The sequence below is a fragment of the Bacillus jepli genome (assembly GCF_047238305.1).
GTDB lineage: Bacteria > Bacillota > Bacilli > Bacillales > Bacillaceae_L > Ferdinandcohnia.
The window spans coordinates 4,412,971-4,438,151 of the sequence record NZ_JBDFMO010000001.1; the positions used below are offsets into that span (position 1 = coordinate 4,412,971).

General features: G+C 37.3%; 29 protein-coding genes. 13 read left to right on the top strand and 16 right to left on the bottom strand.

The features are described from left to right. Positions 1 to 116: 116 nt before the first annotated feature. The 8 genes from ABC371_RS22445 (at position 117) to ABC371_RS22480 (ending at position 7,986) form a co-directional block, all read left to right on the top strand. Positions 117 to 1,490, top strand: a complete 1,374-nt coding sequence (locus tag ABC371_RS22445; protein WP_412898837.1) for a YheC/YheD family endospore coat-associated protein — start codon at positions 117 to 119, stop codon at positions 1,488 to 1,490. A 16-nt stretch (positions 1,491 to 1,506) separates the two neighbouring features. Continuing rightward, positions 1,507 to 2,577 carry a YheC/YheD family endospore coat-associated protein gene (locus ABC371_RS22450; protein WP_412898838.1) on the top strand — a complete coding sequence of 357 codons (1,071 nt, stop codon included), beginning with the start codon at positions 1,507 to 1,509 and terminating at the stop codon, positions 2,575 to 2,577. An 85-nt stretch (positions 2,578 to 2,662) separates the two neighbouring features. Further along, positions 2,663 to 4,021 (top strand): YheC/YheD family endospore coat-associated protein, encoded by a 1,359-nt coding sequence (locus tag ABC371_RS22455; protein ID WP_412898839.1) that lies wholly within the window; start codon positions 2,663 to 2,665, stop codon positions 4,019 to 4,021. Then, the gene (locus tag ABC371_RS22460; RefSeq protein WP_412898840.1) at positions 4,018 to 5,202 is read left to right on the top strand and encodes a YheC/YheD family endospore coat-associated protein; all 1,185 of its coding nucleotides are present in this window, start codon (positions 4,018 to 4,020) and stop codon (positions 5,200 to 5,202) included. The genes ABC371_RS22455 and ABC371_RS22460 overlap by 4 nt, the downstream gene beginning before the upstream one ends. Before the next feature lie 138 nt (positions 5,203 to 5,340). After that, positions 5,341 to 5,550 carry a YheE family protein gene (locus ABC371_RS22465; RefSeq protein WP_412898841.1) on the top strand — a complete coding sequence of 70 codons (210 nt, stop codon included), beginning with the start codon at positions 5,341 to 5,343 and terminating at the stop codon, positions 5,548 to 5,550. A 52-nt stretch (positions 5,551 to 5,602) separates the two neighbouring features. Next, a complete protein-coding gene (locus tag ABC371_RS22470) occupies positions 5,603 to 5,788 on the top strand; it encodes a hypothetical protein (RefSeq protein WP_412898842.1) in 186 nt (61 codons plus the stop codon). An 83-nt stretch (positions 5,789 to 5,871) separates the two neighbouring features. After that, entirely contained in the window at positions 5,872 to 6,771 is a 900-nt protein-coding gene (locus ABC371_RS22475; RefSeq protein ID WP_412898843.1) for a PucR family transcriptional regulator, read from the top strand. A gap of 117 nt (positions 6,772 to 6,888) precedes the next feature. Further along, a complete protein-coding gene (locus tag ABC371_RS22480) occupies positions 6,889 to 7,986 on the top strand; it encodes an ABC transporter ATP-binding protein (protein WP_412898844.1) in 1,098 nt (365 codons plus the stop codon). A gap of 137 nt (positions 7,987 to 8,123) precedes the next feature. Here the strand turns inward: ABC371_RS22480 and ABC371_RS22485 are convergent, their stop codons facing one another. Continuing rightward, on the bottom strand, positions 8,124 to 8,366 hold the full coding sequence (locus ABC371_RS22485) for a hypothetical protein (RefSeq protein WP_412898845.1): 243 nt from the start codon (positions 8,364 to 8,366) through the stop codon (positions 8,124 to 8,126). 285 nt (positions 8,367 to 8,651) lie between these two features. Here ABC371_RS22485 and ABC371_RS22490 point away from each other — a divergent pair, with 285 nt between their 5' ends. The 3 genes from ABC371_RS22490 to ABC371_RS22500 all read left to right on the top strand — a co-directional run bounded on the left by ABC371_RS22490 (position 8,652) and on the right by ABC371_RS22500 (position 9,637). Further along, a complete protein-coding gene (locus ABC371_RS22490; RefSeq protein ID WP_412898846.1) occupies positions 8,652 to 8,852 on the top strand; it encodes an alpha/beta-type small acid-soluble spore protein in 201 nt (66 codons plus the stop codon). Positions 8,853 to 8,994: 142 nt separating this feature from the next. Further along, positions 8,995 to 9,216 carry a YozQ family protein gene (locus ABC371_RS22495; protein WP_412898847.1) on the top strand — a complete coding sequence of 74 codons (222 nt, stop codon included), beginning with the start codon at positions 8,995 to 8,997 and terminating at the stop codon, positions 9,214 to 9,216. 31 nt (positions 9,217 to 9,247) lie between these two features. After that, positions 9,248 to 9,637 carry a hypothetical protein gene (locus ABC371_RS22500; RefSeq protein ID WP_412898848.1) on the top strand — a complete coding sequence of 130 codons (390 nt, stop codon included), beginning with the start codon at positions 9,248 to 9,250 and terminating at the stop codon, positions 9,635 to 9,637. 70 nt (positions 9,638 to 9,707) lie between these two features. On the opposite strand, the gene ABC371_RS22505 is transcribed toward ABC371_RS22500, so the two are convergent. Next, positions 9,708 to 10,973, bottom strand: a complete 1,266-nt coding sequence (locus ABC371_RS22505; RefSeq protein WP_412898849.1) for a hemolysin family protein — start codon at positions 10,971 to 10,973, stop codon at positions 9,708 to 9,710. A 216-nt stretch (positions 10,974 to 11,189) separates the two neighbouring features. Between ABC371_RS22505 and ABC371_RS22510 the strand changes: the two genes are divergently transcribed. Continuing rightward, on the top strand, positions 11,190 to 11,573 hold the full coding sequence (locus tag ABC371_RS22510) for a globin domain-containing protein (protein ID WP_412899424.1): 384 nt from the start codon (positions 11,190 to 11,192) through the stop codon (positions 11,571 to 11,573). Positions 11,574 to 11,841: 268 nt separating this feature from the next. Here ABC371_RS22510 and ABC371_RS22515 read toward each other — a convergent pair whose 3' ends face one another. The 14 genes from ABC371_RS22515 to ABC371_RS22580 form a co-directional block, all read right to left on the bottom strand. Beyond that, positions 11,842 to 12,861 (bottom strand): thiazole biosynthesis adenylyltransferase ThiF, encoded by a 1,020-nt coding sequence (locus ABC371_RS22515; protein WP_412898850.1) that lies wholly within the window; start codon positions 12,859 to 12,861, stop codon positions 11,842 to 11,844. A gap of 107 nt (positions 12,862 to 12,968) precedes the next feature. Beyond that, the gene (locus tag ABC371_RS22520; protein WP_412898851.1) at positions 12,969 to 13,283 is read right to left on the bottom strand and encodes a YbjQ family protein; all 315 of its coding nucleotides are present in this window, start codon (positions 13,281 to 13,283) and stop codon (positions 12,969 to 12,971) included. Continuing rightward, positions 13,264 to 13,473: a hypothetical protein gene (locus tag ABC371_RS22525; protein WP_412898852.1), complete on the bottom strand. Its 210-nt coding sequence runs from the start codon at positions 13,471 to 13,473 to the stop codon at positions 13,264 to 13,266. The genes ABC371_RS22520 and ABC371_RS22525 overlap by 20 nt, the downstream gene beginning before the upstream one ends. After that, positions 13,470 to 13,673: a sigmaY antisigma factor component gene (locus ABC371_RS22530; RefSeq protein ID WP_412898853.1), complete on the bottom strand. Its 204-nt coding sequence runs from the start codon at positions 13,671 to 13,673 to the stop codon at positions 13,470 to 13,472. Before ABC371_RS22530 ends, ABC371_RS22525 begins: the two co-directional genes overlap by 4 nt. After that, positions 13,670 to 14,020, bottom strand: a complete 351-nt coding sequence (locus tag ABC371_RS22535) for a YxlC family protein (protein WP_412898854.1) — start codon at positions 14,018 to 14,020, stop codon at positions 13,670 to 13,672. The genes ABC371_RS22530 and ABC371_RS22535 overlap by 4 nt, the downstream gene beginning before the upstream one ends. Then, on the bottom strand, positions 13,974 to 14,537 hold the full coding sequence (gene sigY / locus ABC371_RS22540) for an RNA polymerase sigma factor SigY (RefSeq protein ID WP_412898855.1): 564 nt from the start codon (positions 14,535 to 14,537) through the stop codon (positions 13,974 to 13,976). Before sigY ends, ABC371_RS22535 begins: the two co-directional genes overlap by 47 nt. 165 nt (positions 14,538 to 14,702) lie before the next feature. After that, the gene (gene floT, locus ABC371_RS22545; RefSeq protein ID WP_412898856.1) at positions 14,703 to 16,238 is read right to left on the bottom strand and encodes a flotillin lipid rafts scaffold protein FloT; all 1,536 of its coding nucleotides are present in this window, start codon (positions 16,236 to 16,238) and stop codon (positions 14,703 to 14,705) included. Next, positions 16,235 to 16,780 carry an NfeD family protein gene (locus ABC371_RS22550; RefSeq protein WP_412898857.1) on the bottom strand — a complete coding sequence of 182 codons (546 nt, stop codon included), beginning with the start codon at positions 16,778 to 16,780 and terminating at the stop codon, positions 16,235 to 16,237. The genes floT and ABC371_RS22550 overlap by 4 nt, the downstream gene beginning before the upstream one ends. A gap of 235 nt (positions 16,781 to 17,015) precedes the next feature. Continuing rightward, positions 17,016 to 19,052, bottom strand: coding sequence for a transglycosylase domain-containing protein (locus tag ABC371_RS22555; protein ID WP_412898858.1), 2,037 nt, complete (start codon positions 19,050 to 19,052; stop codon positions 17,016 to 17,018). Positions 19,053 to 19,190: 138 nt separating this feature from the next. Continuing rightward, positions 19,191 to 20,627: a 4-hydroxyphenylacetate 3-monooxygenase, oxygenase component gene (gene hpaB / locus ABC371_RS22560; protein WP_412898859.1), complete on the bottom strand. Its 1,437-nt coding sequence runs from the start codon at positions 20,625 to 20,627 to the stop codon at positions 19,191 to 19,193. A gap of 152 nt (positions 20,628 to 20,779) precedes the next feature. Beyond that, positions 20,780 to 21,457, bottom strand: a complete 678-nt coding sequence (locus ABC371_RS22565; protein WP_412898860.1) for an iron-containing redox enzyme family protein — start codon at positions 21,455 to 21,457, stop codon at positions 20,780 to 20,782. A 12-nt stretch (positions 21,458 to 21,469) separates the two neighbouring features. Continuing rightward, positions 21,470 to 22,489 (bottom strand): GNAT family N-acetyltransferase, encoded by a 1,020-nt coding sequence (locus ABC371_RS22570; protein WP_412898861.1) that lies wholly within the window; start codon positions 22,487 to 22,489, stop codon positions 21,470 to 21,472. Beyond that, positions 22,486 to 23,559, bottom strand: coding sequence for a DUF3419 family protein (locus tag ABC371_RS22575; RefSeq protein ID WP_412898862.1), 1,074 nt, complete (start codon positions 23,557 to 23,559; stop codon positions 22,486 to 22,488). Before ABC371_RS22575 ends, ABC371_RS22570 begins: the two co-directional genes overlap by 4 nt. Beyond that, complete coding sequence (locus ABC371_RS22580; protein WP_412898863.1) at positions 23,552 to 24,298, bottom strand: hypothetical protein; 747 nt, start codon at positions 24,296 to 24,298, stop codon at positions 23,552 to 23,554. Before ABC371_RS22580 ends, ABC371_RS22575 begins: the two co-directional genes overlap by 8 nt. A gap of 258 nt (positions 24,299 to 24,556) precedes the next feature. Between ABC371_RS22580 and ABC371_RS22585 the strand changes: the two genes are divergently transcribed. Further along, positions 24,557 to 25,177, top strand: a complete 621-nt coding sequence (locus ABC371_RS22585) for a DUF47 domain-containing protein (RefSeq protein WP_412898864.1) — start codon at positions 24,557 to 24,559, stop codon at positions 25,175 to 25,177. Positions 25,178 to 25,181: the final 4 nt, after the last annotated feature.

Sequence of the window (25,181 nt, forward strand, 5' to 3'; positions counted from 1 at the left end):
TACGATACGTTACAAGACATTCGCCTAGTTTTATGGCTGAACCGTTTTCTCGATTGAAGTACCACCTTATCAATTATAGTGTTTGAACGTAAGTTTTAGCAAATGGGGTTATCAAGATGACGGAAAAAATTCTGATTGAGGTGATTCCTGTTTCTAACAAGCAGGTTTCCCCTTTGCAAATACAAATGAGTGACAAGATTTTTCAAGAATTTGGGTTACAAAACCTACAGAAAATTGAATTATCGTGCAGCAGGAATAGTGTCATTGTCGAAATCGTATCTATTAATGAGAGTGAGCCTGTGATTCAATGTAGTGACTTCATTTTGCAGGAACTGCAGCTTCCTCCTGAGAATTTTTCGATTACTCTTTTAAAACGAGCAAATGCCAAGCTTGAAATCGGTCCAGTGGTTGGACTTTTAACAGAGGTAAACGACAAACACAATCAAATATCACTCGGCTCAATCGAAGAGTTTTGCCAAGAAATATCACTTTACGCTAACGAAATCGGGGTATTTTTTTATGTATTCTCTTTAAATAGCTTTTATAAGCATAGTGGGTATATCTACTTTGATGGAACGTGGAAAAGGTCCATTGTTCCATACCCTCAGGTGGTTCACAATCGGATTCACTCCCGTAAACGGGAACAATCCCGAAGGTTTATCGATTTTACAAATGAATTACAGATGAACCATGTTCCATATTTCAATGATCATTTTTTAAATAAATGGGAAGTCCATGAAATATTAAAAGAAAATGAGCATCTTCATTCATATATCCCTGAAACCGCGCTGTTAACAAGTCGAGATGTTCTCTTTGAAATGCTAGAGAAATATCCATGTGTTTTTGTAAAACCAGTCCATGGAAGTCAAGGTAGAAATATTTTTCGAATTCATAAAACAGACGAAGATAAATATTTATTAGATTATACAACCTTCTCAGGTGACATTGAGACTGTCCATTATAGCTTTGCGTCCCTGTTTCAATCCCTATTCTCAAGGTTAAAACAACATACATTTATTGTTCAGGAATGTATTTCACTACTACTATATAAGGAAAAACCATTGGACTTTCGGGTGCTATGTCAAAAGCAATCAAGTGACAAGTGGCAACTAACTTCTGTGATTGCACGAGTATCATCAAAGGATCAATTTGTTTCAAACCTTGCAAGAGGTGGAGAAATGGAAAAGGTCCATAAAGTTCTTATCGAAAACTTTGATGTAAAACAAATTCCTCATATTAAAAAGTTAATGAAAGAGTTAGCACTGGAGGTTGCTGCCATCATTGATGGAACGGACGACGGAATATTTGCAGAGTTAGGAATCGATCTTGCACTTGATGAAAATGGGAAACCAACAATTATTGAGGTCAATACAAAGCCATCCAAAAACCAAGAACAGGATCAATTATCAAGCAAAATTCGCCCAAGTGCAAAAGCAATTTTACAGCATTGTGTTTATTTAGTACAGCATAGTTTAATAAACGGTATGTAAGAAAGGAGAGGGTCTTATGATTTCACTGGGTTTTGTTACGCTTTATCCAAACCAGGAACGCGGCTATGCGACGGAACTCGCCAAACGGGCTCCTGAATTCGGGATACAACTGTACCGCTTTACTCCAACATCAATTGAACCCACCTCTGAATTAGTTCATGGAGAAACATATAATCACAAGACTAATAAGTGGGAACAAAGCAGTTTTGAAATTCCAATGTTTTTATATGACCGCTGTTTTTATTCAAATGATGAAGTCTCTAAAAAAAGTCAGCCAATAATGAACTGGTTAAAGTTACGTCCAGCAAATGTTTTTTTAGGGCACGGGTTACCAAACAAATGGGAAATATACAAAACCTTACGTCTAGATAAGGAATTATCTCCCTATGTCCCTTCTACCCAGCAAGCTCTCTCCTCTTCTGCTATCCTACGAGCTTTAACGAAAAAGCATCAAATCATCCTAAAACCAGAGAAAGGGTCAATGGGAAAAGGAATTATTGGTCTTTTTCTCCATCGTAATTATGTAGAGGTTCTCTATAAAGATGAAAAACTTCTAAAAAAGAACCAATTTACAACAAGAAGAGATTTAAAAACGTGGCTTGACTCCATAATTAGCAATCAACCGTACTTATTACAACCGTATTTGCCGCTCCACAATGAAGAGAACCGTCCTTTTGATATTCGCATTTTACTTCAAAAAGACAGCCAAGGAAAATGGATGGAACAAGGTCGCGGGATTCGCCTTGGAATGCCAGATCATCTTATTTCTAATTTGGGTGGTGGCGGAGAAACTCGCTCTTATGAAAGCTGGACAGATAATATGTCTTTTCATCAGAAACAATTACTTTCGGAAAATATTCATACAATTAATAATAGGCTACCAGAATTATTAGAAGAGCAATTTGAACCTCTGTTTGAAATCGGCGTTGATTTAGGTCTTACAAGTGAGGGGGCCATCTGGATTTTAGATACCAATTCAAAGCCAGGTAGAAAGGTTCTTTTAGAAACAAATCCATCACAAGAGGATGCCCTGTACAAAACACCATTACAATATTGCCTCCATCTTCATTCAAAACAAACTACTTAGAAAAGCGCAAAGTGCTCGGATATTTGCTTATGTTCGGTAGACGATGGCGCTTAGAGCTAGACACACTTAAAAAGGAGCTGAAAAAATGCGCACACCGCTGTCACTTAAAATAACGCAGGAGGAAACAGGAAAAGTGTATATTCCTTCTACCATTCAATTAAAAACACCTATTAAACATATTCTGTTTGGAACGTCCTCCTGTGATTGTGAGGTTATCCAAGTCGATAAACAGGAAATCAAATTGTCAGAAGATATATTTGTAGCCTTAAAGATTCCATACACAAGTACAACACAAATTTTTATCCTTGAAGATCATCTTTACATGGGTCCTCTTATTGGAATTTTCACTGCAGGTTTTAGTGAGTCAATGATTCGTCCAATTGGAGAGAGAACCCTATTCTTTGCAAAACTTTTAGCTCAAGAAAAAGCAGTTGGAGCTTATGTATTTATTTTTGGTGCGAAGCATATTGATTGGGAAAAAGGGACAATTCATGGCCTATTCCATAATCATAATGGCTGGGAAACGGTTGAAGTTCCATTTCCTAATGTGGTCTATGACCGCCTTCCAAACCGCCGAACTGAAAAACATAAAGCCTTACGTGAAATCAAACAACGAATGCAACATGAGTACTTAATTCCCTGGTTTAATCCTGGCTTTTTTGATAAATGGGAAATTCATCAGTTATTAGAAGGAGACCATCGTGTTTCAACTTATTTACCCGAAACCCATAAAAGTCCGACCTTTACTTTAATTGAACGTATGCTATCGAAATATCAGCATGTTTACATTAAACCTGCAAACGGTAGTCTTGGTTTAGGTATTTATCAAGTTTTATTTGACCGCGAAGCTGGAAATTATTATTGTCGCTATCGTGATCAGGACGGGAAAAATCGTCTTCAGCGTTTTTCTTCCATTGAATCATTTATCAACACGCACTTCCGCAAAAAACAATTGGAGCATTATATCGTCCAACAAGGAATTCATTTGCTCCGAAATGATCATAAAACAATTGATTTTAGAATCCATACAAATAAGGATGAAAAAGGCAAATGGCAGGTCAGCGTGATGGCAGGAAAAATCGCTGGACGTGGTAGCGTGACAACACATCTAAACAACGGGGGCGTCGTTCGTACACTCACAGAAATTTTTCCAGATATAGAAGAATGTAAGAAAGTAACGGATTCTCTTAAACAGGCAGCACTATCTTTAAGTGAAGCAATTGATTCTAGACAAAAAGGGCATATTGGGGAACTTGGATTTGATTTAGGAATCGATAAAAATGGCAGTGTTTGGCTGTTCGAGGCAAACTCTAAGCCAGGTCGTTCCATTTTTTCGCATCCAAAGCTAAGAAAATATGATAAACTCTCAAGCAGACTTCCTCTTCAATATGCTCTCTATCTAACTGAAACAACCATTAAGAAGCCAGAGGAAGTTTACAAATGAGTACTATTTATTATCATATTGAAAAAAAGCAATGGTATCAATGTGAGGAAAAAAACGGGCTTTTCTTTGGAAAGACAAACACTATGATACCTTATGTAGGGAGCTGCCCAGAGCATTCGCTCCCTTTTCCTGTTAATAAAGATGGAAATCATGTTGGCCCTCTCATTGGGATTCTAACCGGTAACTCAAAAGACAACACTTTTATTGGAAATCTTAAGGTCTTAAAAAGAATTTTATTGTCCATACAGGAATATGGTGCGCTAGGAGTCGTCGTTACCCCAAATTCAATACAGGGACATTTTATGGAAGCTTTTACCTTCTACCAACCTTTGCAGAAATGGATCAAATTACAAACGCCTCTTCCAAATGCTGTGTATAATCGTATTCCTTATCGTCACATGGAGGAAAAGAAGGATTTCATTGACATTGTTTCATTCTTTAAAATGAAGGAGATCCCATTTTTTAATCCTCACTTTTTTTCTAAGTGGGAGGTTTATCAAATTTTAAAGAGGAATGATTTTGTTCAGCGATTTCTTCCCGAAACCACTCTTCTCAAAAATCTAAGGGACCTTAAAAAAATGTTTACAAAACATACAATCCTTTATATAAAAAGTTCAACCGGACATAAAGGAATTGGCCTTTACAGACTGAAAATACAGCAAAATGGAATGATTGTAGAAACAGCCCATAGAAAACAAATCTACTCATCCATCACCTCATTTTGGGAGAAAAATCAGGTTGACTTTACGAACAATAACTATTTACTTCAAGAAGCTATACAGGCAGACACCTATGACGGCAAGCGTTATGATTTGAGAATTTTATGTCATTATCGTGATAACGGACATTTTATAAGCGGTATCGGGGTAAGAGTTGCTGGTGAAAATGGTGTGACGACACATGTCCCAAATGGGGGCTCGATAATTCCCTATCATATCGTACGTGATCGATTTGATGAAGTCATTTTGCAAAAGCTTGTGTTTAAAATTGGAAGAACGCTTATGGACGAAACGGGAAAGTTTATTGGAGAGTTCTCCATTGATCTCGGGCGTTCTAAAAATGGTGCAATCTTCATTTATGAAATCAATTCAAAGCCAATGGTTTTTGATGAGGTAGATATTCATCAAAAAGGACTTGAAAATTTAACCAAACTCCTTATAATGAAAGCAGCAAAAGCTTAAGCGCCTTGTTCAGCCCCGACAAGCACAAGACGAGCCAGCATGAAGGTCGCTCTTTGACCTTCTTGATGGATTGGCTTGTGACCTCGAGGGGCTAGGCGTTTAAGCTGGATGTCAAATAAGACCTAAGGGGAGCTTACGATGATTTCACATTTTCAATGGAAGCCTTTATATAAAAGCAGCAAAATTCCCGGTTGGAGCTTTTCTTTTTACTTCCAAGGAACAAAGTATCATGGCATTTACAATAAGGATGGAAGCATTGATTGGCAAGGCAACCACCCGGATTTAAAAATCATTAATGACATTACCAAACAAATTCATGAATTGATGCTCTTCCATGTTTACGAATAAGGAATCTTTTTTCACCTCCTTCACATACTAAACACAAAAAGGAGGTTTTTTTATGGCTAAAAAAGGAAAAGAGCGTGAAGACCTTCAATATGAAGGGAAAGACGAAGTATTCATGGACGTGGATCGCTTCATCAACGAAGGAATGGCAGGGGGTACCGTCTACCGTTACCATGATAAAACAAATATCGAGGAAGCACGCGAATTTGAGAAAGAAGAGCCACCGAATGTAATTGAATAACAAGTTAGCGACTTAGTCTCCTTCTGTTATAATAGAAGGAGACTTTTTTACGGTTATTTGATTGAATTAAAGGAGCATTTTACATGATTGAAAATTTGATGAAGCATTATAAGGATGCTTTTATAACAGGAGAATCACCATATAAAACAGATTTATATTCATGGTTTTTGACAGATACTGGAACCTTTTTTGGGATTAAAAAGGAACGTCTTTCTACAAAAGAGACCTCCCTTTTATCTTCCCTATTCACACCATATGGCACGCATGTCAATGATATGAACGATACACAGGCATTTTGGTATAACCTCTTGTTTTTACAACAAGGGACCCTATCACCTGATCAATTTTCTTTTTCGCAGTGTCGTTTCATTCAATTTTATGCTGACCAACCGATTACCGACCATGTTGAATTCCAGGAGGCCATTCAGGCACTTTTACCAAGAGATACTATCTTTCTTTGGGAAAATGATTCAAGCGGTGTTCTAATAGAAACAAGAAACGAGGAAATAATTGAGGATGTCTTTTATGATGAAATCACCGTGACATTAACAAGTGATTTTTACACAGACATGCGTTTGTTTATTGGACAAACCCATCCCCTTTCTGACAATCTTGGATCTCTTTTTCATACTGAAAAAGAATGGTTTCAAAAGGGTATCCTCTTTTTACACAAACAAAAGGTTTATCGATTACATGATATTCTGCCATTTTTATTACTTGAAGGAATGGATGAAGATTTTCGGAACCAACTGAAAAATGTAATTCCGGAAGAACTTCAAACTGATCATGAGTTACTAGAAACGATAAAGGTTTTCTTTGAAAGTGATTTGAATGTTTCAAATGCAGCGAAGCGATTGTATATGCACCGAAATAGCCTGCAGTACCGAATCGAGAAATTCATTGAAAAGACGGGAATTGATATTAAGCATTTCCACGGTGCGGTAACAACCTATTTAGCCATTCTAGACCTTGAGCATTTTTAGAATTGGTAGACATGCACGAAAACCCTTTCAACGTTTTGTGCAATTTACACATTTACGCATTTTTCTCTTTAAAGTAAACTTTAGCTATAGAAAACGTTTACACTAGGAGGAGAAAAAATGGCTGAATTAGTTTTAGATCACATTTACAAAGTATACGACAATAAAGTAACTGCAGTAGAAGATTTTAACCTTCATATTAAAGATAAAGAATTCATCGTATTCGTAGGTCCATCTGGTTGTGGTAAGTCAACTACATTACGTATGATTGCTGGATTAGAAGAAATTTCTCAAGGGGATTTCTACATTGATGAAAAACGCGTAAATGATGTTGCTCCAAAAGATCGTGACATCGCGATGGTATTCCAAAACTATGCACTATACCCACATATGAGTGTTTATGATAACATGGCATTCGGATTAAAGCTTCGTAAATTCCCGAAAGATGAAATTGATCGTCGTGTGAAAGAAGCTGCAAAAATTCTTGGTCTAGAAGAATATTTAACTCGTAAGCCGAAAGCATTATCAGGTGGTCAACGTCAGCGTGTTGCATTAGGACGTGCAATCGTTCGTGATGCAAAGGTATTCTTAATGGACGAACCTTTATCAAACCTTGATGCAAAGCTTCGTGTACAAATGCGTGCAGAAATTTCTAAGCTTCACCAACGCCTACAAACAACTACTATTTACGTAACGCATGACCAAACAGAAGCGATGACAATGGCTACACGTCTTGTTGTTATGAAAGATGGCATTATCCAACAGGTTGGTGCACCAAAAGACGTTTATGACAATCCGGAAAACGTATTCGTTGCTGGTTTCATCGGATCTCCAGCGATGAACTTCTTCCCTGGTACATTACAGGATGGTACATTCACAATTGGTGATGTAAAAGTCGCTGTTCCAGAAGGAAAAATGAAGGTTCTTCGCGAACAAGGCTATGTAAACAAAGAAGTTATCCTTGGTATTCGTCCAGAGGATATTCATGACGAGCCTGTATTCATTGAATCTGCTCAAGGTTCTAAAATCAATGCACAGATTGAAGTATCTGAATTAACTGGTGCTGAAACAATGCTATATTCACAGCTTGCTGGTACTGACTTTGTTGCACGTGTTGACTCACGTACTCAAGCAAAACCAGGTGAAACAGTCGAACTTGCATTTGACATGAACAAATGCCATTTCTTTGACGCAGAAACTGAAAAGAGAATCCGTTAATCATAAAAGAAAAAAGTCGCCCGCTTTTTGGGCGACTTTTTTTGTTGGGACCAGAGGGACGGTTCTTGTGGTTCCAAAAGGAGCCACAAGAACCGTCTCCGTGCCCCCTGGGACCCGTGGCTCCCCTGGCTCCGTCCTTATTCTTTGATTAATTTTATTTCTTGGTTGTGGCAGTTTGTACAATAGAATAGATGGGCACATTTATTGTTTTGGAAGGTTGTTTGGATGCCATCTATTTTTTTCATGTCATCAATTTGCATATATGCACTATAGTCATCAAAATAATCAATAATACGTCCTGAATCCTCTAAAGACTTCCCACATTGTGCACATGAGAAACTTGCTTTGTTAAGGCCATTACATAATGGACAAATCGGCATGATCTTTTCTCCTACTCATTTTCATATTTAGTTATCACTAGTTTTTCGATGAAACAAAGCTGTTATGCTTTCTTTTCTGTAGGAATTAATTGGCAAGGTTATTTTCGAATATAATCTTTTCTTCGTCACATAATACTTAGTACAAACACAGCAACACACAACTCACCAAGCAACATAAACAGGTTAAATACACACGGGTTAGCCTAGAGGCTAAGGAAACCCTTATATCTGGTGCAATTCCAGAGTGACCCACCAAAAAAAGTCAGTTTAAGGAGATGAAGGAAAATGGCAAACAACAACAGCAGTAACCAATTATTAGTACCAGGTGCAGAACAAGCTATCGACCAAATGAAGTATGAAATTGCTCAAGAATTTGGTGTTAACTTAGGTGCTGACACTACATCTCGCGCAAACGGATCAGTTGGTGGAGAAATTACAAAGCGTTTAGTATCTTTTGCTCAACAATCTATGGGTGGAAGAGCTTAATAACAATTAAATATTAATGGCTAGAGAGACACCCTTAAAGGGTGTCTCTTGTTTTTCTCATTCTTCCCAACTTTTGACTTGATTTATTACAGAATATTATTGGAATACTAAGTTAGATCATACTATTATAGGAGGGATTGCTTTGAAGGATAAACTACAAAACAGCACAGAGGAATTAGCTGCAAGACATTACCAGCCTGGAGATTACGAAAAGGACGATCAATTATCCTCAGGACTTGCTACAACCCATGAACAAGTAAGTGATTCTTATATGGAAGGCGAAATTGCAGCCCCTTTTAATAATAATACGAAAACAAAAAATGTAGAATCTTCAAATGAAGGTTACCAGGATTACTATTCGTAAGATATGAATTCCCTTTTAGGAGAGATTCGAATTGAGTGAAGTACAGCAATTTATTCGGGGTATAACAACGAAGGCAAAAGATACATTATCGAATACATCCCAAATTGTAAAAGAAAAAATTAATATCGTTTTGCAGAAGCCTATGGCAACGATAGATGACCTTGCCCAGTATATTTCAACCCACCCAGATACGAGTTTCGATACAAAAGAATTCCTTGGTTTTCAGTATCATTTTTACCACCTTAAAGTATCGGAATTAATCTTTTATCTCGAAACAAAGGGTGATCATGGTGACTACATTCTAGACCTGTCTGTGTGTTCACCTGAAGGTACCCTTTTTGAATACCATTCTTTCGAAAAGAAATATGGAGCCGATGAAAAAGTCCCTATCCCCGCAGCTTTGGCCAGCATCATCCAGTAAATCCAAAGGGACGGTTCCATTGGTTTTCCATTTTTTTGAAAACCATGAGAACCGTCCCTCTGGATCCTTATTATTCAATTTCTAATATTTGTTGGTTTACTTCTACATTTACTTTTCTGATTCGGCGGTTTTCCACTTCCGTGACAGTTAAGCTGAGATGTAAGTAATCAAAGGTGTCTCCGGTTACTGGAATTTTCTCAAACGATTCAAAAATCCAACCCCCAACAGAATGATGTGAGCTTTCCGGTTCTTCAATTCCAATGATTTCAGCAAAATCGTCAAGTGGCATATCGGCATTTATTTCATATGTATTTTCATCTAATTGTGTAATATATTTGATCTTTTCATCATGTTCATCCCAAATCTCACCGACAATTTCCTCGATAATATCCTCTAATGTAATTAAACCTGAAGTTCCGCCAAATTCATCAACTACGATTGCCAAATGTGTTTTGCTTTTTTGAAGTTCTGGCAGTAAGGTTGATATTTTCATCGACTCCACTACAAAAAATGGTTTGCGGATTATTGAACGAACATTTATTTTCTTTTGTTGAACGAGAAGACTTAAAAATTCACGTTCAGATAAAATGCCAATGATATTGTCGGTATTGTCTTCATACACTGGCACACGTGAGTAACGTTCCTCTAAGAACATATCTCGTATTTTTTCTATAGGATCATTCACCTCAACAGCAACCATATCAATGCGTGGAGTTAAAATTTCCCCCACTAATATATCGTTGAAATCAAGGGAACGGTGTACTAATTCTTTTTCTTTATTATCAATAACTCCTTCTTCTTCACTCAAATCAACCATTACTTTGATTTCTTCCTCGGTAAAGGATGGAGTATCATTATTACTGTTAATAAGCTTGGCTGCTAATGCTTTTAGTAATCCAAATAGGTAGGTAACTGGTGTGAGTATTTTCATTAATATATATAATACTCCAGAGACCCGTAATGAGAAATTTTCCGCATTTTCTTTTGCGAATGATTTCGGAAGGACCTCTCCAAATACTAAAATGAGTAACGTCATGACAAACGTACTAACGACAAGTCCAGTATTTCCTCCAAGAAGATCTGAAGCCAGCTTTGATGCGATAGATGCTGCAGCAATATTTACAATATTGTTTCCAACAAGAATAGCCGAAAGGGCGTTATCAAAATGCTCCGTAATATAAAATGCCTTCTTACTTCCACGTCGTTTTTCATCCACATAATTTTTCAGCCGAATTCGATTAACACTTGAATAGGCTGTTTCACTAGCAGAAAAAAACGCTGATAACAATATTAATACGACTAACAAAAAGATGGTACTCAGTGGCAAATCGTCCACGAAAATTTCACACTCCTAAATTGTAATTGACTTTATTTTTGTTTATGATGAAAACAATAAGGATAAAGTCAAATTCTTAAACATAACGATTATTTTTATAATAGCAAACATTCTCTTATATGGGAATGATTATCTATTGGATGTGATTTAAATCACACTACATTATTTTTAGTATTGATATAGTACTTATAAGAAAAATGAAGCGGCGGTGATATGATGGACTTTAAACTTAATACCTTATATGAAGAAATCGGTGGAGCAGATGCCATTCAAAATTTAGTAAACACATTTTATCCAAAAGTATATGCCGATCCTGATTTAGCTCCTCTGTTCGAAGGAGATATAGAAGAAATTAAAAGAAAACAATATATGTTCTTAACGCAATTTACAGGAGGCCCGACATTATACAGTAATGAATTCGGACCACCGGCAATGCGCTATCGTCATATGCCTTTTGAGGTTACACCCACACGTGCCAGAGCTTGGCTACGTTGTATGAAAGAAGCTTTCGAGGAAACGGATTTAACCGGTGATGCAGCCGAAGCCTTTTATGCTCGTTTACAACAAGTAGCAGGAATCATGGTTAATACCCCTGATTAAAGGGGCGGAAAAAAAACAAGACAAAAAAACCCACGAAAACTTCGTGGATTTTTTTATGATTCAATAATAATGGTTCCAATAAAAAATAGTAATACTAACGCTGCCGCAATATTAAATGTTATTGATAATTCGTCCAAAGTTACTCCCCCATTATCTATTTTATGGTTTTAGAGTATCATCAAATGTGGAAAAATTAGGTGCGTTTTTAAGGCAGTTTTTTGTCAAAGAGATGAACTTTTTGTGAATCGAAATTCCCCCTGTTTTATAATCATCCTAAATACCGATGATACAGACTCTTTGCTTCAGACAGGTCTTTTGTTCCATGAATGAGAACACGACCGTCCTTGAAAACAACCATTCTATGTGTACCTTGTGTAAACGATAGTAAGAATGGGTTTGTTTCGACCTTGCCACCTTGAGCAGTTAAACGTTCTGCAAGAGAATCTAAATCTCTTTCCATTCGCTTACTTGGTCGTATTTGAACGGAGTCCCTTCCACATAAAACAGCTGATTTTGTCTGATTCTCATAGGATAAAAATGGATAGGTTGGATTTGTTCCACAAGAAAGACAGCCCTCTTTTTTTACACGATCAACTTTTATCTCAGTATGTTGATTTTTCCATAAATCAAATGAAACTAATTTATTTCGTAGCGCATCGAAATCTTCAACCAATATTTTAAGTGCTTCCGTTACCTGGTAGGCCACCACCATTTGAACAGCTGGGCTAATAATTCCAACCGTATCACATGTCAGTCCCCCCATTGGTATGGTTTCTAGGAGACAATGGAGACAAGGTGTCTTTCCTGGCAAGATGACATAACTAATCCCATAGCTCCCAACACATGCCCCATAAATCCATGGGATGTTATATTTTTGTGATGCATCATTTAAAAGCATTCTTATGTCAAAATTGTCGGTTGCATCGATGATTAAATCAACATTATCAATAATATTTTCAATTTCTTGAATGGAAACATCAATGACATGAGCCTGAATATCAACCTCGGAATTGATTTTTTCCAAACGTTGTTTTGCCGCTACCGCTTTTGGTAAACGATCGGCTGCATCTTCTTCACTATATAATTGCTGTCTTTGTAAATTCGTCCATTCTACATAGTCACGGTCCACAATTGTCAGCCTTCCGATTCCAGCCCGAACAAGTCCCTCAGCACTTCCAGTACCTAACGCACCCGCACCGATTATCAGAACGTGTTTGCTTCTTATCTTCTTTTGTCCTTCCAATCCAATTGGAGTAAATAACTCTTGCCGTGAGTATCGTTCGTTCACCTCAAATTCCTTCCTTCCAATGTAGTTCTGTTGCTATAGTACCATAGGAAAGACTTGTAAATAAAAGAAAAAGCCAGAATAGAAAGTCTATCCTAGCTAAAAAGTGATTATTCAACATATACAGCCGTACCATACGCAATAATCTCGGATGCATTTTGCATAACGGCTGAGGTTTGTAGACGCATTCCGATAACAGCATTTGCTCCTTTTGCCTTCGCATCATCTACCATTCGACCAATTGCTTTTTGACGTGCTTCTTCTAGCATTTCCGTGTAATCGGAAATTTCTCCACCAACAATTGTTTTCAACCCTGCCATAATATCTTTACCGATATGCTTTGACTGAACCGTACCCCCTCTAACAAATCCCTTTAGTTCTTTCACTTCTTTTCCTGGTACAAAATCAGTAGTCACGATAATCATTCTCGTCATCCTCCTCTTTCTCACGTTTTCGTTCCCATACTAATAAAGCAAATAATAAAACAATGGCAACTATATAAAATGCATAAAACGTCAGTGCCTTTGAAATATCAATAAACAAAAATACAATTCCTACGATTTGTCCTATAACGGCTATCAACAATACAATATATTTCGCTATATTCCCCATCATTCCCTACCTGCTTTGTGTCGATAAATTTTTCTTGCAAAAATAAGATAAAAAACGATTGGCATGGGAGATTGAATTAGTCCCCAAATTCCCCAAAACCAATAATTATGCCCCCGCTTCCTTGCGTCTAAAAACAACCAAAAACTTTGAATGAGTAAAATAATGACGATTAATATCCAAATTTTGATATCAAGCGTGTTCATGTACGCATCACCCGTTTTCGATAACGATAGAAGCTATAAACCGGGAAGCTAATTGTTGCGATACCTTGAATGAGAATATACGCAAGTGGCAATTGGAAAAATGCTGTGATTAATGCTGTCATCATGAATAATGCGACTAATATAAAGGCGATTAGATCTCGTCTGAATTTTTTCTTTTGTTTCTGTTGTTCGGCTGCAACTATTTGTTCGAATACTTGTAAATCAGGAGTGAAAACCGAATAATGCTGATCTATTTTAGTAAGTGCTTCATTGATTTCCTGAATCGTTTCTACGTCTTCTTCATGTCGTGGTTCGTTCTTTAGTAGGACTAGCTTGTTTTTCTTCATTGGGTCTCAGCTCCTTTCTTACTGTTTGAATTCCGTTATGTATTCTTGATTTAACAGTTCCGATGGCAATATGAAGCATATCCGCTATTTCTTCATACGAATACCCATAGTAATGTTTGAGAATAATTGGAATTCGAATTTCATCAGAAAGCCTACCTAGTGCGTTAAGAACATCATTCCAATCTTCTGACTGGTTATCAAATTGCCACTTCATTTTGCGCAAGGCTTGTTCCTGTTGCTGATAGTTATGCTCGCGTTTCTTTTTTCGCAGATCGTCAATGTATAAGTTCGTCGCAATTGTGATGAGCCATGAGGAGAATTTTGCTTTACCGTTATACATTTTGATTTTTTCCATACTTTTCATCATTGCTTCCTGTGCCAGGTCTTCGGCAATATCAGGCTTCATTGTAACTTTTATTAAATATTTTACTAAAAAAGGATAATGCTCCTTAAAAAGCATTGCAAACGCGAGTGAGTCACCACGCTTTGCACTGCGAATTAGTTCCTTTTCATCCATGCATTGAATTCTCCCCCATGAAGATTTGGTTATCTTTATTTATCGTTAATAATACGAATGAGGTTGGTAAAAAGTTCACTTCATCAAAAATTTTTTTTGTTTTTTACTAGTTTAACCAATAAAAGAAGCCAGAACCGTAACTAGGTTTGGCTTCTCCTTACTCAATTATTCGTTATCTGTTGGTGCCGTTTTTCTTGATTGAGCTAATTCATCTGTTAAATTGTCGATGCTGTTTCTGACATTCCCTTTTCCTGACAGATTTTCGATGATTTCTTTTACATCGATACCAGAGGATGCCTTCAACGATTCCTGTAGGGTAGACATTAAGTTTGTGGCATAGCCGGTTACCTTGTTGGCACCGCTATTCTCGCCATTGCTACCAGTATCGACAACAGTAATTTTATCAATATTGGATAGTGGTGCAGCCACTTCTTTCGCATATTGTGGAAGCATTTTAATAACCATATCGAGGATGGCCGCTTTTCCATACTGTTCGAATGCTTCTGCGATTTTTTGTTTTGCTTCCGCTTCGGCAAGACCTTTTAGGCGGATAATATCAGCTTCAGATTCCCCTTGTGCACGCTGGGCTTCTGCCTTTGCAAGACCATCGATGCGGATCTTCTCAGCTTCTGCTTTGGCCATTGCTTCGATTCGATACTTATTTGCATCCGCTTCAGCTAATTGCTTCGCTTTTTCTGCCTCAGCCGCTTGAACAACTGAGTAACGGTCAGCATCCGCCTTCTTCTTAACCTCTGAATCATATTGCTTTTCACGACGTAAAATTTCTTTTTCTTCGAGCTCGATTTGCTTCTGTCTTTCAATGATCTGAATTTGCATTTGCTGCTCTGTAACTTCTTGTTTGGCTCTCGCTTCTTCTAGGTGATAGGCTTGGTCAGCACGCGCTTTTGCAATGTCTTGTTCTCTACGGAATTCAGCAATTTTCAACTGATTGATTTTTTCTGCTTCCGCAACCTCTGTAGCACGCTCTAGCTCAGACTTCTGCGCTTCTTTCTCAGCTTCAGCACGTTTAATTCTTGTTTCTTTTTCAGCCTCTGCCGTTGCAATATCAGCATCGCGCTTTACTTGAGCAATTCTTGGTTTACCTAAAGAATCGAGGTACCCATTCTTATCTCGTACATCCTTGATTGTAAATGACACAATCATTAGACCCATTTTTGCTAAATCCTGTGATGCTACCCTCTGCACTTCTTGTGAGAACTTATCACGATTTTTATAGATTTCTTCAACAGTCATTGAACCAAGGATTGAACGTAGATGACCCTCTAATACTTCTCTTGCTTCATTTTCTCTGTCTTCTTTACGTTTTCCTAAAAATTGTTCAGCTGCTGTAGCAATTTCTGATATAGAACCGCCGATTTTAATAATTGCCGTACCATCTGCCATAACAGGTACACCTTGCTCTGTATATACTTCAGGTGTTTGAACATCTAGTTTACTCGATAGGAGACTTAACGGTTCAGCTTGTTGGAAGACCGGAAGTACGAACGTACCGCCACCACGAACAATTTTAATGCGGTTTCCTGCCTCATCCACATGAACATTTTTCCCACCTAAGTAACTCCCTGTTACAATTAGGGCTTCATCAGGACCAGCTGTTTTGTACTTTGAAACAAATACTCCAATAAGTGCAAGTAGTAAAAATGCGACAACTCCAATGACAATCCAAATTCCTGTTGTCATAGTTCATTTCCCCCTTTTATCTTCATATTTTGGTACGGCAAGACATATACAACGCCTTCCTTAATATCTATAATAAGAACCTTTTCATCATATGGGATAGGTTCATTATTAAAGCTTTTTGCGGATTTAGCAATGGTACCACTGATTCCTTCAATGACTACTTCACCAAAACCATCAATTGGGATGGAGGTGATGACCTTGCCAATTCGTCCTTTCAAATCCTCTTCCCTGTAGACCATCGATTCTTCTGCAGAAGACAATGGGATCAATACGAAAATATTCAATAATGTGACTAAAATAAGTGCTAATACGAGTGAAATAACAAAAATTAAGAAACTATGAAAGGAAAGCAGTTTTTCAAAGATGTAACCTGATGCGCTTAAAAATGTGAGGAATGAAAAAATGAGTGTTGGGCTCAAAAAACTGTCTGGAAAGATCCCCTCTAGAAAGTCACCAAATAGAATAAAAAGTAGGGTACCGATTCCACTTATGATTAAGCCAATAAGATAAATGGTTTGAATATCATACCCAAATAGTTCCATAGCTTCACCTCCAAAATTTACAAATACTTTTGTAATTTTCTTTACATTCTCATTTACGAATCACGTTTATAAAAGGTTTCATTTTTTTATGAATTTTTTTCAAACCTTTGTAAAAATTTGTCGCATACAAATTATTCCTAATCTTACAATACTCTACAAAAGGTCCTAAATACATATTTTTTTATAGGATTTTCATAAAAAAAAAGCAAGCCCCCTAGGGAACTTGCTTGGATTTTTAATCTTTGTCTTTCTTTTTTTCATCCTTTTTCCGTTTCTTCTCTTCTTTTTTCCTCTTCTTCTCTTCATCCTTCTTCTTCTTTTTTTCCTCTTTCCACTGATCGTTTTTGTTTTCCTGCCCCTTGTTTTCCTTCCACTCGCTCTCCTTCTTCTTAACAGGAGGCTGGTAGGCTGGCAGATTGAAAGAGCTTGGTGGTACATTACTTAATGACTGCTGGATGATTTCTCTAAATATCGTGGCTGCCGTAGCACTTGAATTGGTTAAATAATGATTCTTATCGGTCTTGTCATATCCAAGCCAGACTGCACCAACGAGCTCTGGTGTATATCCGACCATCCAAATGTCCTTCACGCCATTAATACCTTCGAAAGGTACCTGGGTAGAACCAGTCTTTCCTGCCACTTCTCTTCCTTCAATGTTAGCATGACGACCAGACCCGCTTTCAACTACACCCTTCAACATAAATGTCATTCGCTTGGCAACTTCTGGGGTAGTAATTTGTACAGGTTCTCCTTTCCACTCGGCAATGATTTCACCATTGGCATCGACAATTTTCGAAATGGCATGTGCCTCCGTCTTTTTTCCTTCACTTGGAAAGGTTGTAAAGGCTTCGGCCATGTGAAGGGGAGCGACCCCTTCATGAAGTCCACCAAGAGCCAAACTTAAATTTTGATCATTTTCGGTAATCGGAAGTCCAAACTCCTTTACAGAATCAATACCCGTTTTTAGTCCAATTTTATTTAAAAGCCATACCGCTGGAACATTATCTGAGTCCCTTACCGCATCGTACATGGTCACGCTGCCTTTAAATTTACCGGAAACATTTGATGGTTGATAACCGTTGAAACTCATCGGTTTATCCGGTAATACATCATAAATGCTGTAGCCATGTTCGAGCGCTGGCGTATATACGGCAAGTGGTTTTATCGTCGAACCTGGCTGCCTTCTTAATTGGGTCGCATGATTGAAACCTCGAAACACATGCTCACCGCGCCCACCCACTAATGCGCTGATACCGCCAGTCTTCGGATCTACCAATATAGCTCCACTTTGAAGTAATTGGTCTTCAGGACTAGCAGGAAATAAGCTGTCATTTTTATAGACATTTTCTATGGATGTCTGCATGTGAGGATCAAGCTCGGTATAAATCTCTAAGCCCCCTGACATGACTTCATTTTGGGTGAGACCATATTTTTCAATCGCTTCATCGATAATATGATCAATATAATATGGATACTTTCCCTCATATGGATCAAGCTGGCGTCCCTTAAACACCATCTCTTGCGCTTTCGCTTCGTTGACTTGATTAGAGGTAAGGTATCCCTGCTCCTCCATTAATGAAAGGACAAGATCTCTTCTGTCTAAAGATTTTTCTTGATCAATTAACGGATTCATCTTAGAAGGAGATTTGATTAAACCTGCAAGAATCGCTCCTTCACTCACCGTTAAGTCCTTAGCCTCTTTGCCAAAATAGGTTCTTGCTGCGTTTTTAATTCCCCATGCCCCTTCACCAAAATAAATTTGATTCAAATACATTTCCATGATTTTCTCTTTTGAAAATGTACGTTCAATTTTTTGAGCAAGGAAGAATTCTTCTATTTTTCGCTTTAATGATTGTTCATGAGTTAGAAATACATTCTTCGTTAATTGCTGGGTAATCGTACTCCCACCTTCGACGATCTCACCCGCTTTTAAATTCCGAAAAAGTGCTCGAAATATCCCGACATAATCGACACCAGGATGTTTGTAAAATCTACGGTCTTCGGTGGCGATAACAGCATGAATCACATGTGGTGGAATGGTTTCATATCTAACACCTTCAATTTTAGGTCCGGGGACCTTACTTGCGATCTCGCCATTTTTGTCATAAATAATGGTCGGTTCCGGTAATGGATTATTTAAAGCACTAACATCCCGAGAATTGATATACATGTTAAGTCCAATAGCAACGAAAAGAATAAAAAGGAGCCCTACAAGTAGGGTGATTTTTACTCTTCCCACCTCAGACAACGTCTTGATGAAATTTTTTCCCATTCAAATGCCCTCCAGATGTGCAATTACAAAAATATCGCAAAAATAGCGCTACATATATTAATACGAACAGGAAAAAATTTTATGAGCATACAAACGGAATATATTTCACCGATGTTGTACGGCAAGAACTTTGTCGAATTAGTTTTTTAAGAATTCATTGATTCGATTTTTTAATTCGGTTCTGTCATAGGTGCGGTATAGATTACTTGCAAGACGAATTGGGTCACCGAAGAAAAAGCGCTCGTAAAGGGTTTGTCTAGAACCGAATGCACTGATGCAAAGATCCCATGCAAGTCTAAAAAGTTTTACTCGATCATATGCATTCGCGTTAGCAGCCTGCAAATATTGGTCAAGATCAGCTCTTCTCTCACTTGCAAAGTCTTTTTCAGTTGGAATGGAAACTAGGCCACTTGCACCTAATAGCTGTAAAATCTCAGTAAAACGCGGGTATAGACGAGGGTATAAATTAATTGCACTGTATAGAGGGTTAATTGCAGGGGCCATTGTACCCCATTTATCCATTTTCGCTTGAATTTCCGATGTTAACAATAATGCTTTCATCGTCTCTAGCCCAATGATAATTTCACTGATTTTTTCTTGAACGTGCTGATATCCACCAATGTCAATTGTATCAACCAAAGCTTGAGCGACGCCTAGCAGGCTTTCCGTTTTTACAACCTGTCTAGAAATTACCTGATGTAGGACTAAGGGAAAAAAGCTTGTTTCCGCATACATTTTATTGGCACAATCAATACATCCATTCATAAAGATCCGTTCGCGGGGAACATGAACATGATTGAAAACAATGATTGTATCCATTTCCTCAAACCTTGAGCTAAGTGGATGATCAAAGGTTGACTCTCGATAGGAAAATGATTCTCTGCAAAGAAAAGTCAATCCCTCTGTGTTACTCGGTATCGAAAAAGCAAAAGCATAGTCCTCATTAAATAAATGACCACCTGATGGAAAGACGATTAATTCATCTGTAATGCCACCTTGTGTTGCTAGCAATCTTGCACCATGTATAACAATCCCATCTTCTTTTTTATCTATAACCTTGGCAGCTATAATATTATCATCGTCATCTGTATGGTAAAGAGAACGGTTTGTTTGTGGATTTATAAAAGTGTGAGTAAATGAATAATCCTTCTCACACGCTTCCTCATAAAACCTGCGGAGATTTTTCACAAACTCCGGATTATTAGAAGAAAATAAATCTGCTGCTGCACTAATCGCCATTAAGGTCGTATTCATATAATCAGGGGAACGTCCCATCATTCCAAGTGTGCTTTTTGCCCACGTTTGAATCATCAGACGTCTTTTTTCTAAATCTTCTTTCGTCTTTGGTTCTAAATAGGAAGTACCAATTTGATTACCTGTTTTAGAAGAGGTAAAAGTCATGATGTCTTGGATTGATGGATCACATTGCAGGTCATAGAGATTTGCCTGACTCTCCATTACTCCACGAAAAGCAGGATGTTCAGAAATATTCCCCTTCACCTTCTCCCCCTCAATCCATATATCAGACTGAAGTTGATTAATTCTATTAATATACTCTTTACCAGATATCGCCATATTTTCCAACACCTCCACAGGTTACTAACCTAAAATATGCTCAGTCCTATCGTCATGTGAGACCATTTTTAATCAGCAAACTGTGGAATTTTGGGGCGTCGGATAAGTATCTAGTAGTAATGGCTAAGTGCACCGTATTGAGGTACAGCGGATTAGCGAACGTATTCTAAGATGTCTGTGTACATTCGAGAATGGTAGTACATACCAAATTGTAAACCACGTTCAATCATTTGCTTTTGGTCTCCTTCATAGCTTAAAGCAACGACTTCATAAATTTCGTTCGCATGCTGAACATCAAGCACTTCATGGTCAGTAAAATGAATAAGCGATTTGTTTTCACTTCCATAATTACTTTTTGCAAATTGACCAACCAATGGAGACACTCTAGCAACAATTTCTTCAATCACACCCAGTGCCGCAAGTCCCTCTAAATAGTGGTAATGAAGACATAAGTCAGTCAATCCACGATTATAGGCAATGACCGGGATGCTTGGTTCGCTTTCCATTATTTCTTCCTCTGAAACACCAATCCCTTCTAAAAATTCCTTATACGTCTCGCTATGCACATATTTTTCATTCATTTTTCCATGCTCTTCAAACAAGTTTTCAACTAGCGGCATTCTCATCCGGTAATCTGACATATTTGTTAAAATTGCGGATAAAAAACGTGGAAAGTAAAGAACAACGTGATAGATTTGAAGTGCAATTTCCTTTCGTTGTTCTTCAGAGAATTCCCCGTTGTTTAAAGCCACAAACAACGGATGCTCTTCAATTTTCTTTTCTTGAAACATACGATCTGTCACTTTCTTTAACTCTACAAATTTCTCCATGATCAATTCCCCCTAAATAAGTGTTAATTCATGAAAATCCATTGAAAGGTTTGCTGGAATATCTCCATACGCAAACGTTGTTGATGAAAGTTTTATATAAAATGGATTGTTTCTAAAATATTGAGCTTCCTCAGCCGATACTCCAAAAAACAAATAGCTGAACTTTTGTTTAAACTTTTTTTGAATATAAGAGATAAATTCCTTTTGATAGTCTTGTCGCTTTTCCTTCGCAGCGAAAAAGGCTATATACCCATGTCGAAATGCCTCATCTTGATCTGGTAAGGGTGGACAATTGGCGATTCTACAAAACAAATTCACGATTCTGAACGAAAAAGGAAGATTCCTGGACAATCTGAGCTTTCTTGCATCGGATTGGTCCACGAGCTTGCAAATAGCTAGGCACTCCTTGTTATCATCTTTTAGCACTAAAAACACTCCGTTTTCTCTTAAAAACATTTGTTTTCCACACGGAGCAAACGGCTGTATCCTTGCCAATTTTTTATAAATCCCCCATGCTTCTTCCCCGTTAATTTCGCTTATATGTAGACGGCCATTTGGATATTTCAGAAACATCGGTACGCCAATATGAATGGTTCTACCCATTTCAACTCCACCTGGAAGGAGGCCATTTCCTTTTGTCATTGATCCTTTATTTGTGTTGCTATCAAGAACAGTAGAGAACATCCATTTCACGGTTCCTTCGTTTCGATAATAGGACAATAAATATTCAGCTAAACGATAAAAAGCAAAGGTTCGGTGATAGTCTGGATGAATTCTAAGGTCATTGATGTAATACACTTTTTGACACCTTTGATTGAGTACCCGCTTTTGCTCACTAACCGCAACACAACCGATTAACTCTTGTTCCCGAAACAACCCGAAGTGCCTTGTCGCTCCAAATTCCTCTGATAAGCTGAAAAAGTAAGGAGACCTGTCAACATAGAAAAGATCGCTTCCCGTATTTGTCTCTTTCGATAATTGTAGTAATTGATGGTGATGGGAATCATCTAACTCCCTAAATTCATAGGTCATACACAGTACCCCACTGTTATTTTTTGATATAGCATCGAACGTTCTAATTCTTCACAACGCTTTGACAGTTCCTCATCACAAATAAATTGCTTCATAAAATCTTCAGGCAATTGACTCGTACTGAGCATATTTCGGTACATTACGATTGCTTTATCTGATTTCGCCTGTAAAATTCCATTGCAAATCAGTTCCCTTCCCTTTACATCCGCCCAATCAAATACATTGGACAAATAAAATGTATCAATCGATTGCTCCTTACGTAAAATCTCTTGAATACTTACAGGATGAATGGAAAGTTTATCAATATTTCTATTTGTAGCTTCATAACCATCTTCAGTTAAATAAAACGGCACTCCCTCGTCTTCCTCATACAAATAGGAAGAAAACAAAATCTGAGATAAAAAGTAATTAGTGTGAATGGGCTTCGTTTTCACTTCTTTTTCAAACTGAGTCAGAAAGAATTCAGCAAAATCATGTTCACTTGCATTGGCAAACATAAAGCTCGGAAAGAATTGGATGTGTGTTGTTTTACTTAATAATATTTTCGCAGCAGTTCGCCATTCAGATGTAGTCAAGTATGTTTCGAAAAACTCTTGTTGTTCCACTAGATTTTTTGCTGAGAATAACTCATTCCAAACGGATTCATCATAGATATTCCGACAAATATTTTCCCCTATGAATCTATAAAAGCGTTCATTTACACCACAATGATTGATTCCTTTTTCAATTTCTTGAGATTGCTGCTGCCAATATTCTCTCGCATAAGCAGGTAAATCCTTCTCTATTGCTTCATACATTTGAACACGGTTTTGACATGAGGTTTCTCCAATAAAAGCTAGAAACTCCTTCAACGAAAAATTGTGTATGGCAGCTTTTTTGAGCTCAATTAACGCGCACTGGGCTGGATTTATATCGACACAGAGAACTTGATGAACCGAATCATTTAGGATGGAAAATGCCGTACATCCTCCTGACCCAATCACTAGTATTTTCCTCGGTTTTGCTATTTTTGAAATCTCTCTTTCTACTACACTATCCTCTCGAATTTGCGAAAAATAGAGTTTAGACATCGCTCGTAATCCCTCCTTCAAATAAAGTTAACATTTCTCTTTTTCCTTCCTTCCAATTGGTCATCCGTTTTATTCCTTGTTCTAGTTGAAGTTTAAAATCTTCACGTTCCTTTGGTTCGGCTGGTACAAAAGAATATAAAACAATATTCATTCCATGTGATAAATCTATTTTTCTAGAATGGAGCCACTTCTCTAGTGTTGAATGTGTAGGCCGATATTGATAAAGTGATTCCTTTGAATGAGTGGTCATCCTTTCAACATCAAGGTTATGAATATGAGAAAGTTTTTTGGCATAAAGTCGAACATTATTCTTGATCTCTTCCGGAACCTGAACATCGTGAAATTTTGGATAAGCATAATCCTCAAACAATGCTTTAAAAAGAAATAACACCTCTGGATTCTCAATTTCAGCAAGGAGGTGAATCTTCCTGTCTTGATTCTCTTCCATTACCACTTGTAGGTAAGTCAAAAATAGGTCCAGAAAACAACTCATTCTCGAAAATAAGGGTCCAAAGTATATAAACTTTTCATCACTCTGTTCAATGTTTTGAACAAATTGAAAGGCAAAAAGTTTCTGATTAAGTCTTAAGCAAATGACTTGATCGTATATCCTAAATCTCGAAAGAAGGTATTCTTCCCCCACTTTACATACCCGCTTCGATAGCGTTATCATTTCTTCTTTCTGTTTTATAAGTAAATCCTTTGTATCGAGCCTTTCCATAATGATTACTTGTGCCACACAACTTCACCAACCAATTCTCAATGTGTAAAATTACACCAATTATATTTAGTGTAATTTTACACCATTTTAGATAAATTTCAAGTATATTTCCTTAATTTTCTATAGATAATAAGATAATCATGTCTATTGTTGTGTCTGTTAAATACATATGTGTTTTTCAGAGAAACACCTAGTACACTTTTATTGTAAATTCGACAAAATAGGATAAAAATATTCTTTGTGTGCATATCAATCTCATATTGGAGGAACAATATCATGTTCGGAAGCAAGAAAAAAGATGTATTCTTTGACGCGCTTACATCCATCTCGGCTAATGTAAAGGAAGCCGCGGACTATTTTGTACAATTTAAAATTAAAAATGTAAGTGATCTTAAAGAGTTTTCGATTGAAATGAAAAATTACGAAAAAAAAGGCGATGATGTCATTCACGGATTAATTACGGAACTCAATAAATCATTCATCACTCCGATTGAGCGTGAGGATATTCTTCAGTTAGCAATGAAAATGGATGATGTGTTAGATGGAATGGAGCAATGTGCTGCTCGTTTTGAGATGTATTCATTTACAGATACGGACGAATATATGACTTCTTATGCTGATTTCATTCATAAAAGCACAATTGAAATTTATCATGCAATCGAACTTCTTTCGAACAAGAAACTATTAGATATGCGTAAACACGCCATTAAAATTAATGATTATGAATCACAATGTGATGAAATCTTACGAGTTTCAATCAAGCAGCTTTTCCAAACGGAAAAAGACCCAATTAAGATTATCCAGGTAAAGGAGATTTATGAGATTCTTGAAGGCATTTCGGACTTCTGTGAAGATGTTGCGGATACGCTAGAAACCATCATTATGAGAAATGCATAAAGGA

What these genes read in the sequence shown, in the direction of transcription:
- ABC371_RS22445 (WP_412898837.1), top strand. Translation starts at nt 117, where the DNA reads ATGACGGAAAAAATTCTGATTGAGGTGATTCCTGTTTCTAACAAGCAG.
- ABC371_RS22450 (WP_412898838.1), top strand. Translation starts at nt 1,507, where the DNA reads ATGATTTCACTGGGTTTTGTTACGCTTTATCCAAACCAGGAACGCGGC.
- ABC371_RS22455 (WP_412898839.1), top strand. Translation starts at nt 2,663, where the DNA reads ATGCGCACACCGCTGTCACTTAAAATAACGCAGGAGGAAACAGGAAAA.
- ABC371_RS22460 (WP_412898840.1), top strand. Translation starts at nt 4,018, where the DNA reads ATGAGTACTATTTATTATCATATTGAAAAAAAGCAATGGTATCAATGT.
- ABC371_RS22465 (WP_412898841.1), top strand. Translation starts at nt 5,341, where the DNA reads ATGATTTCACATTTTCAATGGAAGCCTTTATATAAAAGCAGCAAAATT.
- ABC371_RS22470 (WP_412898842.1), top strand. Translation starts at nt 5,603, where the DNA reads ATGGCTAAAAAAGGAAAAGAGCGTGAAGACCTTCAATATGAAGGGAAA.
- ABC371_RS22475 (WP_412898843.1), top strand. Translation starts at nt 5,872, where the DNA reads ATGATTGAAAATTTGATGAAGCATTATAAGGATGCTTTTATAACAGGA.
- ABC371_RS22480 (WP_412898844.1), top strand. Translation starts at nt 6,889, where the DNA reads ATGGCTGAATTAGTTTTAGATCACATTTACAAAGTATACGACAATAAA.
- ABC371_RS22485 (WP_412898845.1), bottom strand. Translation starts at nt 8,366, where the DNA reads ATGCCGATTTGTCCATTATGTAATGGCCTTAACAAAGCAAGTTTCTCA.
- ABC371_RS22490 (WP_412898846.1), top strand. Translation starts at nt 8,652, where the DNA reads ATGGCAAACAACAACAGCAGTAACCAATTATTAGTACCAGGTGCAGAA.
- ABC371_RS22510 (WP_412899424.1), top strand. Translation starts at nt 11,190, where the DNA reads ATGGACTTTAAACTTAATACCTTATATGAAGAAATCGGTGGAGCAGAT.
- ABC371_RS22520 (WP_412898851.1), bottom strand. Translation starts at nt 13,283, where the DNA reads ATGATTATCGTGACTACTGATTTTGTACCAGGAAAAGAAGTGAAAGAA.
- ABC371_RS22525 (WP_412898852.1), bottom strand. Translation starts at nt 13,473, where the DNA reads ATGATGGGGAATATAGCGAAATATATTGTATTGTTGATAGCCGTTATA.
- ABC371_RS22530 (WP_412898853.1), bottom strand. Translation starts at nt 13,673, where the DNA reads ATGAACACGCTTGATATCAAAATTTGGATATTAATCGTCATTATTTTA.
- ABC371_RS22535 (WP_412898854.1), bottom strand. Translation starts at nt 14,020, where the DNA reads ATGAAGAAAAACAAGCTAGTCCTACTAAAGAACGAACCACGACATGAA.
- sigY (WP_412898855.1), bottom strand. Translation starts at nt 14,537, where the DNA reads ATGGATGAAAAGGAACTAATTCGCAGTGCAAAGCGTGGTGACTCACTC.
- floT (WP_412898856.1), bottom strand. Translation starts at nt 16,238, where the DNA reads ATGACAACAGGAATTTGGATTGTCATTGGAGTTGTCGCATTTTTACTA.
- ABC371_RS22550 (WP_412898857.1), bottom strand. Translation starts at nt 16,780, where the DNA reads ATGGAACTATTTGGGTATGATATTCAAACCATTTATCTTATTGGCTTA.
- ABC371_RS22555 (WP_412898858.1), bottom strand. Translation starts at nt 19,052, where the DNA reads ATGGGAAAAAATTTCATCAAGACGTTGTCTGAGGTGGGAAGAGTAAAA.
- hpaB (WP_412898859.1), bottom strand. Translation starts at nt 20,627, where the DNA reads ATGGCGATATCTGGTAAAGAGTATATTAATAGAATTAATCAACTTCAG.
- ABC371_RS22565 (WP_412898860.1), bottom strand. Translation starts at nt 21,457, where the DNA reads ATGGAGAAATTTGTAGAGTTAAAGAAAGTGACAGATCGTATGTTTCAA.
- ABC371_RS22570 (WP_412898861.1), bottom strand. Translation starts at nt 22,489, where the DNA reads ATGACCTATGAATTTAGGGAGTTAGATGATTCCCATCACCATCAATTA.
- ABC371_RS22575 (WP_412898862.1), bottom strand. Translation starts at nt 23,559, where the DNA reads ATGTCTAAACTCTATTTTTCGCAAATTCGAGAGGATAGTGTAGTAGAA.
- ABC371_RS22585 (WP_412898864.1), top strand. Translation starts at nt 24,557, where the DNA reads ATGTTCGGAAGCAAGAAAAAAGATGTATTCTTTGACGCGCTTACATCC.